This is a genomic window from Solemya pervernicosa gill symbiont, assembly GCF_002020875.1.
Classification (GTDB): Bacteria; Pseudomonadota; Gammaproteobacteria.
Genome location: NZ_MPRL01000002.1, coordinates 48,274 through 63,225, shown reverse-complemented (window position 1 = coordinate 63,225; position 14,952 = coordinate 48,274). Strand labels below are relative to the sequence as shown.

13 protein-coding genes are annotated in these 14,952 nt (G+C 54.5%); 1 reads left to right on the top strand and 12 read right to left on the bottom strand.

Features of this window, described 5'->3' with window-relative positions:
- Window positions 1-197 precede the first annotated feature (197 nt).
- The 6 genes from BOW52_RS00895 to BOW52_RS00870 all read right to left on the bottom strand — a co-directional run bounded on the left by BOW52_RS00895 (window position 198) and on the right by BOW52_RS00870 (window position 6,607).
- A complete protein-coding gene (locus BOW52_RS00895) occupies window positions 198-641 on the bottom strand; it encodes a hypothetical protein (RefSeq protein WP_078482195.1) in 444 nt (147 codons plus the stop codon).
- Window positions 642-725: 84 nt separating this feature from the next.
- Window positions 726-1,679 carry a hypothetical protein gene (locus tag BOW52_RS00890; RefSeq protein ID WP_078482194.1) on the bottom strand — a complete coding sequence of 318 codons (954 nt, stop codon included), beginning with the start codon at window positions 1,677-1,679 and terminating at the stop codon, window positions 726-728.
- A gap of 117 nt (window positions 1,680-1,796) precedes the next feature.
- Entirely contained in the window at window positions 1,797-5,009 is a 3,213-nt protein-coding gene (locus BOW52_RS00885) for an NHL repeat-containing protein (protein ID WP_078482193.1), read from the bottom strand.
- Window positions 5,009-5,251, bottom strand: a complete 243-nt coding sequence (locus tag BOW52_RS00880) for a hypothetical protein (protein WP_078482192.1) — start codon at window positions 5,249-5,251, stop codon at window positions 5,009-5,011. The genes BOW52_RS00885 and BOW52_RS00880 overlap by 1 nt, the downstream gene beginning before the upstream one ends.
- A 7-nt stretch (window positions 5,252-5,258) precedes the next feature.
- A complete protein-coding gene (locus BOW52_RS00875) occupies window positions 5,259-6,383 on the bottom strand; it encodes a hypothetical protein (RefSeq protein ID WP_135621902.1) in 1,125 nt (374 codons plus the stop codon).
- Window positions 6,380-6,607 (bottom strand): hypothetical protein, encoded by a 228-nt coding sequence (locus tag BOW52_RS00870; RefSeq protein ID WP_078482190.1) that lies wholly within the window; start codon window positions 6,605-6,607, stop codon window positions 6,380-6,382. The genes BOW52_RS00875 and BOW52_RS00870 overlap by 4 nt, the downstream gene beginning before the upstream one ends.
- Before the next feature lie 257 nt (window positions 6,608-6,864).
- Between BOW52_RS00870 and BOW52_RS00865 the strand changes: the two genes are divergently transcribed.
- Window positions 6,865-7,335: a hypothetical protein gene (locus BOW52_RS00865; protein ID WP_078482189.1), complete on the top strand. Its 471-nt coding sequence runs from the start codon at window positions 6,865-6,867 to the stop codon at window positions 7,333-7,335.
- 3 nt (window positions 7,336-7,338) lie between these two features.
- On the opposite strand, the gene BOW52_RS00860 is transcribed toward BOW52_RS00865, so the two are convergent.
- The 6 genes from BOW52_RS00860 to glgC all read right to left on the bottom strand — a co-directional run bounded on the left by BOW52_RS00860 (window position 7,339) and on the right by glgC (window position 14,881).
- The gene (locus tag BOW52_RS00860) at window positions 7,339-7,947 is read right to left on the bottom strand and encodes a PilZ domain-containing protein (RefSeq protein WP_172840046.1); all 609 of its coding nucleotides are present in this window, start codon (window positions 7,945-7,947) and stop codon (window positions 7,339-7,341) included.
- Window positions 7,948-7,963: 16 nt separating this feature from the next.
- Complete coding sequence (locus BOW52_RS17190) at window positions 7,964-9,370, bottom strand: MotB family protein (protein ID WP_269087621.1); 1,407 nt, start codon at window positions 9,368-9,370, stop codon at window positions 7,964-7,966.
- A gap of 30 nt (window positions 9,371-9,400) precedes the next feature.
- Complete coding sequence (gene pomA / locus BOW52_RS00850) at window positions 9,401-10,168, bottom strand: flagellar motor protein PomA (protein ID WP_078482186.1); 768 nt, start codon at window positions 10,166-10,168, stop codon at window positions 9,401-9,403.
- Window positions 10,169-10,435: 267 nt separating this feature from the next.
- Window positions 10,436-11,920 (bottom strand): 4-alpha-glucanotransferase, encoded by a 1,485-nt coding sequence (gene malQ / locus BOW52_RS00845; protein WP_078482185.1) that lies wholly within the window; start codon window positions 11,918-11,920, stop codon window positions 10,436-10,438.
- Window positions 11,920-13,617 carry a glycoside hydrolase family 57 protein gene (locus BOW52_RS00840; RefSeq protein ID WP_236725593.1) on the bottom strand — a complete coding sequence of 566 codons (1,698 nt, stop codon included), beginning with the start codon at window positions 13,615-13,617 and terminating at the stop codon, window positions 11,920-11,922. The genes malQ and BOW52_RS00840 overlap by 1 nt, the downstream gene beginning before the upstream one ends.
- Window positions 13,607-14,881, bottom strand: a complete 1,275-nt coding sequence (glgC, locus tag BOW52_RS00835) for a glucose-1-phosphate adenylyltransferase (protein ID WP_078482184.1) — start codon at window positions 14,879-14,881, stop codon at window positions 13,607-13,609. Before glgC ends, BOW52_RS00840 begins: the two co-directional genes overlap by 11 nt.
- Window positions 14,882-14,952 lie beyond the last annotated feature (71 nt).

Genomic DNA, 14,952 nt, shown 5'->3' with positions numbered 1-14,952 from the left:
TTCGTTGCATTCAAAAAACTACAAAACAGCTCATCAATAAACCAATTTCGTTGCCGGTTATCGAATATCTTCAAAACCCATAAAATATAAGGTTTTTTGGATGGAGGTAAAAATACAGCAATCGATCGATTCTGTCATTAAAACAAGGTTATTTATTAAATAATAAAGTAAAAGATTATCATTCCCATTCTAAAACATTATTGAACCAGTGATGTACGATCCCAGTTCAGCTGAAGCTGTAATAGATCAGCTTTAAATGCACCACCAAAGCTCATCATCTTGCCACCCATGAATGCCAGGGAGAGTGATTCGTTCAGCTGAACGATGAGACCTAGCTGGGCCTGATGGATAAATCCATCATCGACATCCATATCCCCTCCTCCACTGACACCGACATCGTAACCCGCACTCAATCCAATACGATCAAGCAGCTTATAGTCGGACTCGTAAACAACACCAAACAGCCCCTCTGCAAATGAGCCAACATTTCCGCCATAGGCCCACTGTGTACTACCACGTAATCTTAGCGACTGGCTAACCGGCATACTCAATTCAAGCCCGATGAGATGCAGCGCATCGTCATAGGCAGCTCCCTCATCGTTGAGAGAGTGATCGTCCGGTAGATAGGTTTTTTGCGTCAAGGCCGCACGCCAGTCGATTCGACTGAACTGATCAGCATCAAATAGTGCTGCATATTCTGCTGCAGTTACTGGTATTGCCGCCTGTCAACCAATTCCGATCTCATAGGCATCCGCCTTAATTTCACCCTCGAGTGCAGCCATGCGACCTGCCATCGCTTTCACGTACCAGTGTTCGGAGAGTTCGAGACTTAGCCCCGTCATCAGGTGTACCGTCAATCCACCACCAGTATCGATACGACCATCGCCAGCCAATCCCAGCAGTGCCTTACTCTCCCAATTGAGCCCAGCAAACAACGGAACCCTGGCACCGAGTCCTGCGGAGATGGAGGCATAACCATCTGAGCCGCCGCCCCCGGCACCGTAGAGCTCAACGCTGTTATAGAAAAAATGCGAGAACTGGTGATCAAACTGGATACCGAGCAGATTGAAGTCGGTATTCTCCCCTGCACCACCGGTGTAGATACCACTACGGTGCATTGGGTGATCATCATCGGTCGCGTAGTGCATCAGGCTCGGCATGATGCGATAGCGTTCCAGCTCACCCTGATAGGGAGTGACCGATTCACTGTTATCGAAGATCTGTCGCCAACTGAACGAGTCGAGTCGCAGCCCTGCGACCAGATGTGTATCTGACGACTCATTTGCTGTGGTGTTGGGAAAATCGGTGTGGGCCACACCCATACGCCAGTAGGGACCACCCAGTTGAAACTCAAGCATGGCGTGCGCTCGGGTGATCATGCCACCACCAGGAAAGGTCAGTCCGGAACCGCCGCCGCCACCAAAGTGATAACCGAGATCGAGCTTGAGTCGACGGCTTAATTCAAAGCGATTGCCGAGCGTCGCGCCCATGGTAAAGAAGCCCCCCTCCTCACCCACGGCACCACCGTAGCCACCAAATCCGAGGTAGCTGCTGGGCAGTGATTTGAACGGCATCAGGTCGTAGTGGAACCCGACCACCCCCATCTCATCGCCAGCCGGTAGTGGGATCACCTCATAGGAGCTGCGCCAGGAGATCGGCATCGACTTATAACTGAGCATTTCTGCCAACGCACTACATGTTGTGAACAACAGAGGCAATGCGCTCAAGCAGAGCACCACCTTGGTAATATTTAATCTCATGGTCCCGTATGAAATCTGATGGGTTGAACCGTAAAACTAAGGCCCAACCACCGCACGGGTGAACTGTGCAATCGAGGCTCGTGCATTGTCGTAGTCACGCAACCACTGGAAGCCGGTATAGGCCTCGGCACCGGTAGTAATCACCTTGAACCCCTTATCGACCATCTTGACCCCTTCTGCAACACGTTCACCCGCAACGGCACCGCCCTTGATCGTGGCGATCACCACCAGTCCCTGACCGATCACATCAAAACCCAGATCGATATCGGCCTTGTAGAGTTCAAGGTCGAGCTGTTGGTTGGTCACCTGACGTTTGAATTCAGCAATCTCTGCGTAGCGATTCCTGATCAACAGATTCGAACCACCACTTTCGGATATCTTTCCGTTGCCCCATGCATTTGCCGCTGCCGTGATCGCAGTTTGTGCCTGCTTGCGATCCTCACCCATCAAGCCGGTCACAAGCTGACCCTTCCACGGTTTTCCGGCGATATCGACAACACCCTTCATCAGGATCTTCTTCAACCAGTACCAGGCAACATGTTTATGGTGGGCGACGGTGCCACGCATCACCGACACGAAGTTCTTCTTCAGCTGTGCCATCACGAACTGTGCAACACGACCCTTAATCGCCTTGCCACCCATCAATGCAAAGTTCCCCGCCTTGAAGCCGGCCGACTTAGACATCTCATCAATCTTGAGTTTTTTATCATCGAACAGATCAATATTGGCCAGGTTGGCGAGGCCATCCATCACGTTAACCAGCGAATCGGCGAACTGTTCGGCCGCATGGTTGGCAAGATCATCACCTTCTCGCAGGGCTGCCATCAGCAGGCCGACGCGGACCAACTGATTGCGATGCAGCTCCACCTCCGCATTATTGGCGGCCGCTGCAATCTTCATCGGGAAGTAGGTAGAGAGTAGCTGTCTGATCGCACCAGCCTGATAGCCGTAGTGTTTTTTCTCCATCTCACGTACCGCGGCACGGGCATTGGTGACGAAGTAATCGGTATCCTTGTCGTATGCGCTCACTTTGAGCGGTTCGGAGAGCACAAACTCGGCAGGACCAACACTCTTGGCAGGATCACCATAGATCAGTTCAAACTGACCATCCGCGTTACTCTGCGCCTCCACCAACACCCGTTTCTCTTTATCGACAAGGCGAATAAAGAGACCATTGATCGGCAGCACCTCCGGCATCACCACTGTCCCGTATACGCCCTTCCCGACGGGATAGACCACCTGCCCCTTCACAACGCCATTGTTGATATCGGCCAGCGCGATGGGAATCGATTGTTGTGGGGCGTAGCCATTACGTTCAAGCTGCAGTTCAAGCTCGGCAAGGCCGAGCAGACCCGCCTTCACCTGCACCACAAGCTCTTGCTTCTTGAGCTTGGCACGTGCGGTAAAGCGCACCTGTGGCGCCCACTTGCCCGCCTGCATCACCTCCTGTGTTATTCGTGGTGGAAGATACTCCACCAGCATACGACCCTCACCATCAGTAACCTGACCATTGGGGAAACGCAGCTCACCCTTTTGCGGCAACCGCTCCCAGAACGAGAGATCGACCCTCTCTCCGACAACCGCTTCACCCTCGCCATCGCTGAAACGCACTTCCATTGAGACAGCCGTCGCACCGTCGAGCACGATACCCTGCTCAAACGTGGCACCGCTACGCACCAGCTCAAAGCTTGGTGATAGCTCCTGTTTTTTGACATGGATCGTCTCCGGTGCTGGTGCACCTCCACCGCCACCGCGCAGTGAGAAGCGCGCAATACGCATATCCATGTAGCTGACGTAGATCGAACCGCGGTGGAACCAGAAATTTTTCGACCAGGCCTTGTCACGTGAACTTGTAATCGCCTTTCCCGTCAGCAGATCGATCTCTTTGAGTTTACGGCCCGCCCTGGGGCGACTGTAACGGAAATGCTGCGATTCGAGGCCCAGCGAGGCGACATAACTGAAGTCACGCAGTACCCGTTTCGCGTGGAAGTAGTAACCACGCCGATCCCCAGCCAATAACGATCGTCGGGTACCACTGGCGAGCGTCTTGTCATCCATTGAAGTCAGTTTGTTACCGGCAGGCAGCTTTCTGAGCAGCGTAACCTTGCCATCACCCGGTGCAACACTGATAACGGCCTTGAGCCAGTTCTTTCCGGTTACCTTCACGTGCAGTGTGCCGTCGGAAGCCTGAACCATCCCCTCTGCATGGGTATAGTCACTACCGACACCAGCCACCTGCGCCACGATCTCGAGTTTGCTCTCTGTAGGGGAGAACCTCGCTACTACCAGTCGGCTGCCCGATACACCCTTGGGTGGCCGCGCCTCGGCGATGAAGTAGACCCAGTCACGGATCACGATGGGCGGGTTGTGGTAGATCCACTTGTTGATCTCCTGCCAGACGGGGGGTTGATCGCGATCCATCTCCGGTTTGGCATCGGCATCCAGGTCGGATGCGCTTCGAAAACGATCACTGAACCCAAAAGTACCGTGCGACTGGATAAACGCTCCGCTCTTGTTGTACTCGATAATATTGCCGAGCCAGATGGCGTAGAGATGGCCCTGACTATCAACAAAGAGCGGGCGAGGATAGCCACGAGAACCATGTTTTGGATCGTCCTTGCCCAGATCGTACTTCGCCGAGAGCCGTCCACTGGGCGAGAAGCGAGCCAGCACCTTCTTCCTGTCGTGGCTGAGCTGTCCATAGATATTGCCCTGCCGATCGGTCATAAAGGCGATAAAATTCTGCTTGGGATCCTTGATCGGTGACTGTAGACGCCCTGCCGGCTCAATATCGTAGACAAAGGCGTAGAAGGAGAGGCGCTTGGAGAAGGAACCAACCTGCGGGAAGTTGGCATCCTGAAAGGTGACGGTCACCTCATTCATACCGCTTTTGACCGGGATTACTGCCTTTTTCCTACTCAATCCTCCCACATCACGACTCAGCTGGCCGGTGGCACTCATGCGTATATCGTAATGTTTTCCCTCAGGCAGTTTACCGAAATACTCATGGACCGCACCGATATCGCATCGCACCACCACCTCCGGTGTTGTACCCTCGGAAACGGCAACCACCACCGCCTCACGATACTCGATCAGTTCCGGTTTTCGATTGAAAACCCGCACCATGCCTGTCTCATCGACATCCTGGATAATGCAGTCGCGGAAGAAATCCTCCTTTGCCAATGTGGGGCTTGATGCAAATAGCGCCAGCATTGGTACGCACAGCAGTAGTCGAGATAGATGACTCATCACTTATCCATCTCCTCAATCAAAGACTCCAGTTCATCACCCGCCTGCTCCAGCGTATCGCCGAGCGATTCAAACAGTCCCGCCTGACGGATCTTGAATTTCACCCGCTTGAGCCGTTTTTTACCCACTGAGAGATCGACCCACGCCTTACCGACTGGCAGCGTCTCCTCAGCCGTTTTCAGTTTGAGCCAGAATGCCACTTCAGAGCGCCCCGATTTCAACTTCAGCGTGGTGCGTTTCACCGCTCCCTTACGTCCGGGCAGATACCAGTGGGCAATGATTTCCCCCCCCCTGCGGGGCATCGATCTTGGCCCATAACACCAGCCTGCGCCACGCATTTGAGAACTTCTTGCTCTTACCCTTCGGCCCCTTCTTGCCAAGTTTTTTGGCGAGGTAGGCATCAACTATTTTAATCGCCGGCACGGGGGGTGACTTCACACTCTTTTTAGGCGTTGTAGTCGCAGCAGAGACCTTGGGACGTTTCACCTCGGGTGCAACGCCCACCTCCTGTGGAGGTCGACTGGTGGCCACACGAGGACGTGGTGCCGCCTCCACCTCGACCAGTTTTGGTGCATTCTCTTCAACACTAAAATCGATCGATGCCACTTCAACCTGTACAGGCAAGGGAGTAATGAGCTGCTCAGGCAATTTAGCTGGTTGTGGTAAGCCGATGACAAAATCGACCTCGGTGAGTGATCTGCCCCGCCCCTCAATGACAACTCGGTAGAGCCCCTGTCGCCAGCCGGCTTTATCGGGTGTGAACGAGAATTGCCCCTTGTCGCTACGTTTTTGTAGTTTTGCCGATGCAGAGGCAAATGGTTTCTTTGATGCGGTATCGAGGCGATACCATTTGGCGGTCAGCTTCTCTCCGGGAATGCCGTGTTCATATTCATACCGAAGGTGGATCGTTGAGGTGGTAAGGGGAAACTGATTGGAGGCCTTGGCTAACTCTCCATCACGACCGATACCAGCAGTGAAGAGTTGAATGAACCTGATATCGGCTTGCGGTGCCTGACGACGCTGTTTGGCTACCGCTTGCTCTATCGTTGAGCGGGACTTGGTGCTACTAGCCAGACGTTTAAGCAGATCCTGACGAGTCGACTCATTACCGCTCTTCACCCAGGCGAATGTCAGTGCTTCGATGACGGCTTCATCCGCAAAGAGCTGAGTAGTTTGTTGTTCAAGACTATCCTCAACCGCACGACCGGAGAGCGTTTCCAGAGGGTCACCGCTCTCACGAGTGCTTCTGCTCAGCCAAGCCTCGGCACCACGTTGATCACGCTTCTCCACCATCTGCAGAAGCGTTTCAAACTCACCTGCCCCCGCGAGGAGCGGCAGCAGCAGTAACGATATGAACAGTGCGATCACTCTCACTGCTGCGATCCCTTGTCCGCTTTTGTCGATGATTTCTTTTTATCAGAGCTCTTGGCTGGCTTGATCGGGACCGTCTTGATGATTACAGCACCCGCCTCATAGTCCTTGCTATCGATCGAGGCCGCGGAGATGGGGGTTGAGAATATGAGCGTAAACAACAGCGTACTGAAGAGCATTGCCGAGTTTCGCTGCACACAGACAGGTGCGGCGCTGGAGAGCAGCATGGATGAGCCTCTTTTTTATCTTTGTTAGGGAACCGCCGTCACGCTCTACCCCGCAAATATGGCGAAAAGTGAACTGACAGAGGTTGCCGGAGTCTTAGTCAAAAGCTACGCCGCCCCCCTGGCATGTCAACGCGGATAACGTTTTAAAACTATCAGGTAAAGATCGACCAAATGGTGCCGATTTCTATACTAGAAATGGTGTTAATCGACATTAATCAATCCCCCTCGACAGAGGTGGATAAGGAAACGAAAGATCGATGAAAAAGATAGGGTGGCAACTACTGATATTACTGCTCATTACAGGTGGTGCAGAGGCGGGACGTGAGACCTACCTGATGAACAGCACACCAGACTCACTCAAGGTGTTTGTCGACTCAAATAACGTCACCCTTGTAAAAGAGGCGCTAGAGAAAATCGTCTACAAACGGTTACGTGCGTGGAATATTACACCCGTGGCTGGCTTCGCATCGGCCGATAACAAAGAGGTCGACCTCAACATCATTGTCGATGGCAAGATGTTCAACAAAGCCGATAGCAGTGCCTTTCTGGTCAACGTCTATTTCGGCACCAAGGTTGAACGCTACGGTTTTGTCAGTACCGAAACGGCCTGTCACAAGTTTGGCTATGCACGGGAGAAAGCGGTACTGGAAGCGGTCAATCAATGTCTCGATGAGATACTACCCAGCTACATCAAGGCGAATCAGATCACCCCGGCTGTAGAGCAGTAACAACTAGACTTCGTCAGGAAAACGCTGCTCGTGCAGCTCAACGGTCTGCTTGTGCAGCAGATGTTTAACTAGCAGATCCCGATCACTATCACGAATAGTATCCATCTCAACCGAGATGTAATAGGGCTGCTCCCCCTCATCCTTCAGGTCGGTCGTCGAACTGACGACTCGACCGATAAAACGAATACCAATCTGGGTTGGGAAAAGCACCAGTCGCACCTCCAACATGTCATCACGATTGAAGGGATTCGCCGAGAAGAAGGCGACTCCACCGGCACTCAAATTGACCGGTCGTGATGGGCAGTCGATTCCGGTCAACTCCTCGACCGCCATCAGTCCCGCCAGGATGTTCATCTTCTTATCGACCTCTTTGAGGAAGGCAGCAATCGTTGGAGAACTTTTACTGATCGTTCTCAGCTGCATATCCATTGTTCTGCTGGAGGTCGCGAATTTTGCCGCCACTGAGAAGCGGTCGGGTTGATCGGAGTGGATACGCGCCCTGACCGTCTCCAGCTCATCGCTCTGGAGCTGACGGAAATCGATGGCAACACTGTCGTTAAGCCTGAAGAATTCCCTGCGGTCGGCGCTGCTCTTGTTTTCACTATCCTGCATATCGAATCCGTTACTCCTACTCCGAGGGCGGTAGCACCAGCGGTCGCTCAATTCCCAGGCTGGGTAACTCAATAATAGCACCATCAAATGAGCCCTCGATTGCAGACTCTTCAAGGCCACCCGTCGGATCCAGGCTTACACCTGAAGGTGTGGGTCGCTCCGGTGTGGCTGGCGCAGGCCCCTCCGCATCTGTTTTGTCTGGCTGAGGCGCTATCGGTGCTGGCTTGCGACCTGCTCTGATCGCCGCCTCATCGGCGAGTCTCTGTGCCTCAAGCCGTGCTGCCTCCTTGGCCTGCAGTTCTGCCTCTGCTTTAGCTTTCGCAGCAGCCTCGGCCTTGGCCTTCGCCTCGGACTCAGCCGCTAGTTCTGCCTCAGCACGTGCCTTGCGATCCCCCTTTTCAAAAGAGGTCGTCTTCTCTACCACGCTATCGCTACGTCCTTTTTTCAGACCACGACGCTGGTCCCCCACAAGCTCTGCCTTCTTCTCGCTGACCTCTGAGAGTGCGCTGTCATCGACCATCTCATTCTCATCGACAGCGGCATCATCAGGGTTCTGCAGCAGCGTGATCTCTACACGGCGGTTCTTCTGGCGATTCTCAGCATTGATATTGGGTACCAGGGGGCGAGTGTATCCATGCCCCTCGATCATTAGACGCTCGGGGACGATATGTGAGGTCCAGTTGAGCTCACCCACAACCGTCGCTGCGCGTGATGAAGAGAGCTCCCAGTTGGATCGGAACTGCGCGGTATCAATCTGAATATCGTCGGTGTGACCCGCCACAATGATGCGTCCGGTCGCCTCACGCAGCACATTACCGAGCTTTTCGAGAATGGGAATTGCCTGCCTTTTCAGGAAGGCACTACCGGGACGGAACGAGACCTTCTCATTGAGACGGATAATGATGCGATCACTCTCCTTCTCGAAATCGACCGCACCCGCCTTGGTCTCTTTCTCGAGTGCAGCGCGAATCTTGTCTGCAATGCTCTCCTTGCGTCCATCAGACTTACCCGATTTCTTCTGCTCACTCTGGCGACTGACACCCTGCATTGAGGCTGACTTGATTGGAGTAATGACGCTCTTTTTATCCTGCGATGTCTGTCCCTTGTCGAGATCGAGGTAGTGCTTCATCTGGTTAGTGGTGTGCTGTTGAACGACTTTCAGCGGGGTAGGGTCGGGGCGTCCCGGACTGAACTCACGGGCGATGACACTAACACCACGCGGCGTCTCCTTGGATGAGATCTGGCGCTGGACACCAAAGGCGTCCTTCATCGAACCGGCCACCTGTTTGTAGTAGTTGACGTCCATCTCTGAGAAGGAGAGCAGCAGTACGAAGAAGCACATCAGCAGTGACATCAAGTCGGCAAAGGTCATGACCCAGCCTGGCATCCCCGCTTCGCATTTTTTGCACTCTTCCCCTTCCACGCGTTAATTCGCCAGACGCACCCGGTGCGATCAGGCGGCCTCGTCGTCGGCGGAGGTGCGAGCACTTCCTGGTAGATAGGTCATGAGCAGATCGCGCATGACGCGAGGGTTCATCCCCTCCTGGATACCCTGAATCGCCTCCAGGATCAGTGTCTTGTTTAGTTTCTCCTCATCACTGCGATGAGCCAGCTTGTCGGCGATTGGTAGTGCAAAGGCGGTAGCGATAATAGCGCCGTAGAGGGTAGTGAGTAGCGCAACTGCCATCGCCGGGCCGATCTTCTTCGGGTCATCCATGTTGGCCAGCATCTGTACCAGACCGATCAGGGTACCGATCATGCCCATCGCGGGTGCCACATCGCCAAGTGCCTTGAAGATCGCCTGCCCCTTTTCATGGCGTTCGATGGTGCGGTTGATATCGGTGATCAGCATCGCGCGGACAAACTCGGGTTCATGACCATCGACGCAGAGCTGTACCCCCTTATTGAGGAATGGATTGGTCACCTCCTGGCTCTCCAGTCCCAGTAGGCCCTCTTTACGTGCCACCTCAGCCAGTTGCACACCCTGCTCAACCAGATCCTTGGCGCTTTCCGATTTATGCAGAAAGGCCTTCAGCGCAATCTTGAAGGCCGCCAGGAAATGGCCCAGGGGAAACTTCATCAGTACGACCAACAGCGATCCACCGCCCACGATCAACAGGGAGGGAATATTGATGAAGAGCAGTGCGCTGCCGCCGAGGATAATGGCGGCGGTGATGATGCCGAAGGCACCCAATAATCCAATTAGCGTCGCTAAATCCATGAATCAGTCCTGAGAGTGAACAAAAAACGTATCGCTGCGATAGAGAGATCGGCCATGACGCACAATTCTTGAGTCTGATTTCAGAAATGGCCGTGTCTTTTCAGGCAGATAGCAGATGCAGTTAACGAGCTGCCCGAAGTTATTATTGAGACTGGCCATATCGATAGGACCGCGCGCAGCCGCAAAATGTTGCATCAATGCTGCAAAGCTTATCCCTAGCCACCGATAGACTCAATCCGAAAAGCGACCCTCTGTTGGGGTAGATAATCAACGACCGTAGCGAATCACTAGCTCGTTGAGTCGCTCAGCGGTCCCCTCTTTGAGCTCAGACCACTGGAATCGCCAGCCCCAGTTCCCTTCGGTGGTACCGGGCGTATTCATCCTTTGGGACGCATCGAGCGCCATCAGATCCTGCATTGGCACAATAGCCAGCCGTGAAACGGAGGCAAGTGCCGCGCGAATCAGTAGCCACGGCATCGACTCGCTCTGATCTGCAAGATAGTAACCGATATGTGCCTGCAGTTCGGGTGAAAGCTCATCGAACCAGCCTAGCGTGGTGTTGTTGTCGTGGGTACCAGTGTAGACAACGCTGTTGCGCTGTAGATTGTGTGGCAGATAGGGATTGTCAGCGCCACTATCAAAGGCAAACTGCAGGATCTTCATTCCCGGCAGCCCATACTTAAGTCTCAGCGCCTCAACCTCCTCGGTAATGATACCGAGATCCTCGGCAATCACCGGCAGTGGATCGAACTCTTCGTGCAGTCGATCAAAAAGCTGGTCACCAGGCGCTTTGACCCAACGACCGTTGATCGCGGTCTCCTCATCAGCGGGCACTTCCCAGTAGGCCTCAAAGCCACGGAAGTGATCGATACGAATCAGATCGAAGAGTTTAAGCTGATAACGCATCCGCTCCAGCCACCAGGAGAATCCATCCTGCTCCATCTGTGCCCAGTCGTAATGAGGATTACCCCAGCGCTGCCCCGTCTCGGAGAAGTAGTCGGGCGGCACCCCGGCAACCACCGTCGGCCGACCATCGGCATCGAGTGCGAAGCCGTCGCGATGGGCCCAGACATCGGCGCTGTCGTAGGCGACAAAGATCGGCACATCACCAAAGATGCTAATGCCCCTCTCGTTGGCATAGTGTTTCAGCTCAAACCATTGACGCTGAAAGAGAAACTGTTCGAAGCGAATCTCTGCCAACGCCTCGGCGTTGTTGTGGCGAACCTCTTTGAGCGCCGATTCTGACCGGTCACGTAGTGGCGTTGGCCAATCGAACCAACCCTTGCCCTGATGATTATTTTTAAGCAGACGATAGAGGGCATAGTCCTCCAGCCACTCACTATTGTTTGCGACAAACACCTCAAACTCGTTGCGCACCTCGCCATGCTCAGCGTGCATGATCGCCGCAAAGGCCTTGGCTATCAGCGGTGGTTTCTTCTGTTTACCCGGTTTCTTTATCTGCTCTGCGGCGAGCCAGCCCCACTCAACCAGCTTTTCAATACTGATCAGCTCAGGATTGCCTGCATAGGCGGAGAGGCTCTGATAGGGAGAGAGATCGTTGTGGGTCGGACCCAGCGGTAGGATCTGCCACACCTTCTGTCCAGCAGCGGCGAGGAAATTGACGAAGTTGAATGCCTCACTGCCCAGATCACCGCAGTCCCATGCACCTGGTAGCGATGTAGGGTGGAGCAGCACCCCCGCCTGTCGTGAGCGCAGCGCACCCTGCTCTCCAGACTGAGTCGTGATGCTCATCAGTGCTCGCTACCACGGCGCATCACGCCACCCGTAGCGGGCTGTCCGGTACCGTGAGAGATCACCTGCGTCAGCTGTTCAGGCGCAGTAGCACCGACGATGCGGTAGAGCTCAGCAAGCTGCAATCGGAACAGGCGGTCAAAATCTCGGACCGAATCGGCCGGATTGTAGTCACCAAACCACCAGAACCAGTCGGAACCCTCACAGACCGCCATCTGTCGCTCGGCCTGATAGAGTTCATCGCCAGCCAATCGGCCCGACGAGACCGCCTCATCAAAGGCCTTTTTGGCATCACAGAGCAGATCCCAGCCTCGATTTTTATCCGCCTCACCGATCCAGGTGGAGAAGCTGCCGTAGACCCAGCTACCGGCCACCATTTGGGGTAGTGGTTCCGATTTAACACCACTCGCCAGTACATCACTGAAGGTAGTCAGCTCAAGCGATTCGTGTTCGGCCAACTTCGCATAGAGTGCGGTAAGGAAATGGTAGCCATTTTCTGGGTAGTACTCCCAGGCGTTCTCACCATCGAGGATGATCGAGACGACCCGGTTCTCATTCTCCTTACACGCCTCGGCGATGTTCTCCAGATGGTGAACCATGTTGTTAACCGCATCGTCACCGTGCCAGTCGGCATAGGTGAAACCGATCATGTCGGAGAGTCCGTCATCACGGAAGAAGCAGGCGATATCGCTCTCAGCCACATTGAAAGGGTGATGGTGGCAGGCACCGGGCTCAATCCCCGATTTCTGCAGACTATTACTCAATACATTTTCACCCGTGGCGGCCCATTTGAAGCCAGCCTTTGCAATCTGTTCGAGTGTGGCGCTGCTAACCGCCCCCTCAGAGGGCCAACAGCCCGCCGGTTCGTGGCCAAAACAGCGTTTAAAGACCTCGACACCCTCGCGCAGGTGCCACTGCACGCGCTGCTCTCCACCGGGATAACTGCTGCAGACCGGTAGATGGGCCGCAGGCATCGCATCGTGGGTTGAATTGATATCGAGCAGTAGCGGAATGATGGGGTGCGCATAGGGGGTGACTGATAGCTCGATCTTCCCCGCCTCGGCCAATGCACGGTAGCGTGGGATCACGCCCTCAATCAGCTCACCGATGATCTCCAACAGCTGTAGGCGTTCCTGGTGACTATAGCCGCGCTCACGATCCATCAACACTTTTACTCGTTTATCGCTGCGGCGCACCGTTTCGCCGAGCCAGGCGAGGTGGTACCAGACCAACAGATCGGTTAGATACTGACCGCTGATATAGGGTACGGCGTGGGGCGTATCATCAAGACAGTGAGCCAGATCGGCGAGTATTTTGAAGTGAGGATAGGGGTCGATCAGCCGTTCGGGATTGGCACGTAGACACGCCTTGATCAGCGTTACCCGCTCCTCTTCACCGCTCGGTAGCGCGGTACTGACCAGCGCTGCGAGCAGTGGGTCACGTAATGGGGTTCCAGACTTCAGGTAGGACTTGATCTGCGCGGCGTAGTCCTCGATCTGTTCCAGCAGAGTAGGTGCGAAGTTGACCACGGCGCGCGCGCCCTCGGTCATCTCGATGATCGCCGCCATATCGACGTAATCTTTGATCGCGTGCAGATAGGTCCACGGCAGTTGGTAGTTACCACTCTCCCGATCGAGATAGTTGGGCTGGTGCATATGCCAGCAGAGTACAACCTTCAGCGGCACACTACTGGACATGGTGTCGGTCCTGACCCAGCATGTCGGGGGTTACCAGCACCACGCCCTTTTCGCTGACGTAGAAACGCTTGGCATCTTCCTCTGGATCCTCACCAATCACCATACCGGGCGGCACCGAACACCCCTTGTCGAGTACCGCCTTGCGAATACGACAGCGTTCACCGATCACCACATCAGGTAGCACCACTGAGTCGTAGACCTCGGCAAAGTCATTCACTGTGACATGCGAGAAGAGCAGTGAGTGTCGCACCGTAGCGCCCGAGATAATGCAACCACCCGAGACCATCGAATCAACCGCCATGCCACGTCGTCCATCATCATCGAAGACAAACTTGGCCGGTGGTAGCTGCTCCTGATAAGTCCAGATTGGCCACTGTGAGTCGTAGAGATTCAGCTCAGGGGTAACACCGATCAGCTCCAGATTGGCCTTCCAGAAGGCATCCACCGTACCGACATCACGCCAGTAGGCCTGCTGACCGGTCTGCGGATCACGGAACGGATATGCCATTACCTTGTGCTGCTCGATGACTGAGGGGATTACATCCTTGCCAAAGTCGTGGCTCGAATCATTTTTATTGGCATCCTGAATCAACTGCTCGTAGAGGAAGCCACTGTTAAACACATAGATGCCCATTGAGGCGAGCGCCACATCATCGCGCCCTGGAATCGGCGCGGGACTATCGGGTTTCTCGCTGAACTCGATGACCTTGTTATTGGCATCGACGCTCATCACGCCAAACTCCTTCGCCTGTTCAAGATCGACTTCAAGACAGCCTACCGTCATATCGGCGCCACTCTCTACATGCAGCGCGATCATCGGACCGTAGTCCATCTTGTAGACGTGGTCGCCTGCCAGCACCAGTACATAGCTCGGTTCGTGGCTGCGCAGAATGTCGAGATTCTGGAAGATCGCATCGGCGGTACCGGAGTACCAGGCGGTCTCACTGATACGCTGCTGCGCCGGTAGCATCTCGACAAACTCACCAAACTCACCTCGCAGGAAGCTCCACCCCTGCTGGATATGTTTAATCAGTGAGTGCGCTTTGTACTGGGTCAATACTCCGATCGAGCGAATGCCGGAGTTGACGCAGTTAGAGAGCGGAAAATCGACAATACGGAATTTGCCGCCGAAGTGGACCGAAGGCTTGGCACGCCAGCGGGTCAGCTCCTTGAGTCGCGAGCCACGTCCGCCCGCTAGAATTAGTGCCAACGTATCGCGCGTCAGACGCGATACGAAACGGGGTGTCATACTGTTTGAGGCCATTCCCCAGACTCCTTTTTGCCCGCCACCAGCTGACTCGGTGCAGGCCGATTTTTATAGACAGATTCGATTGG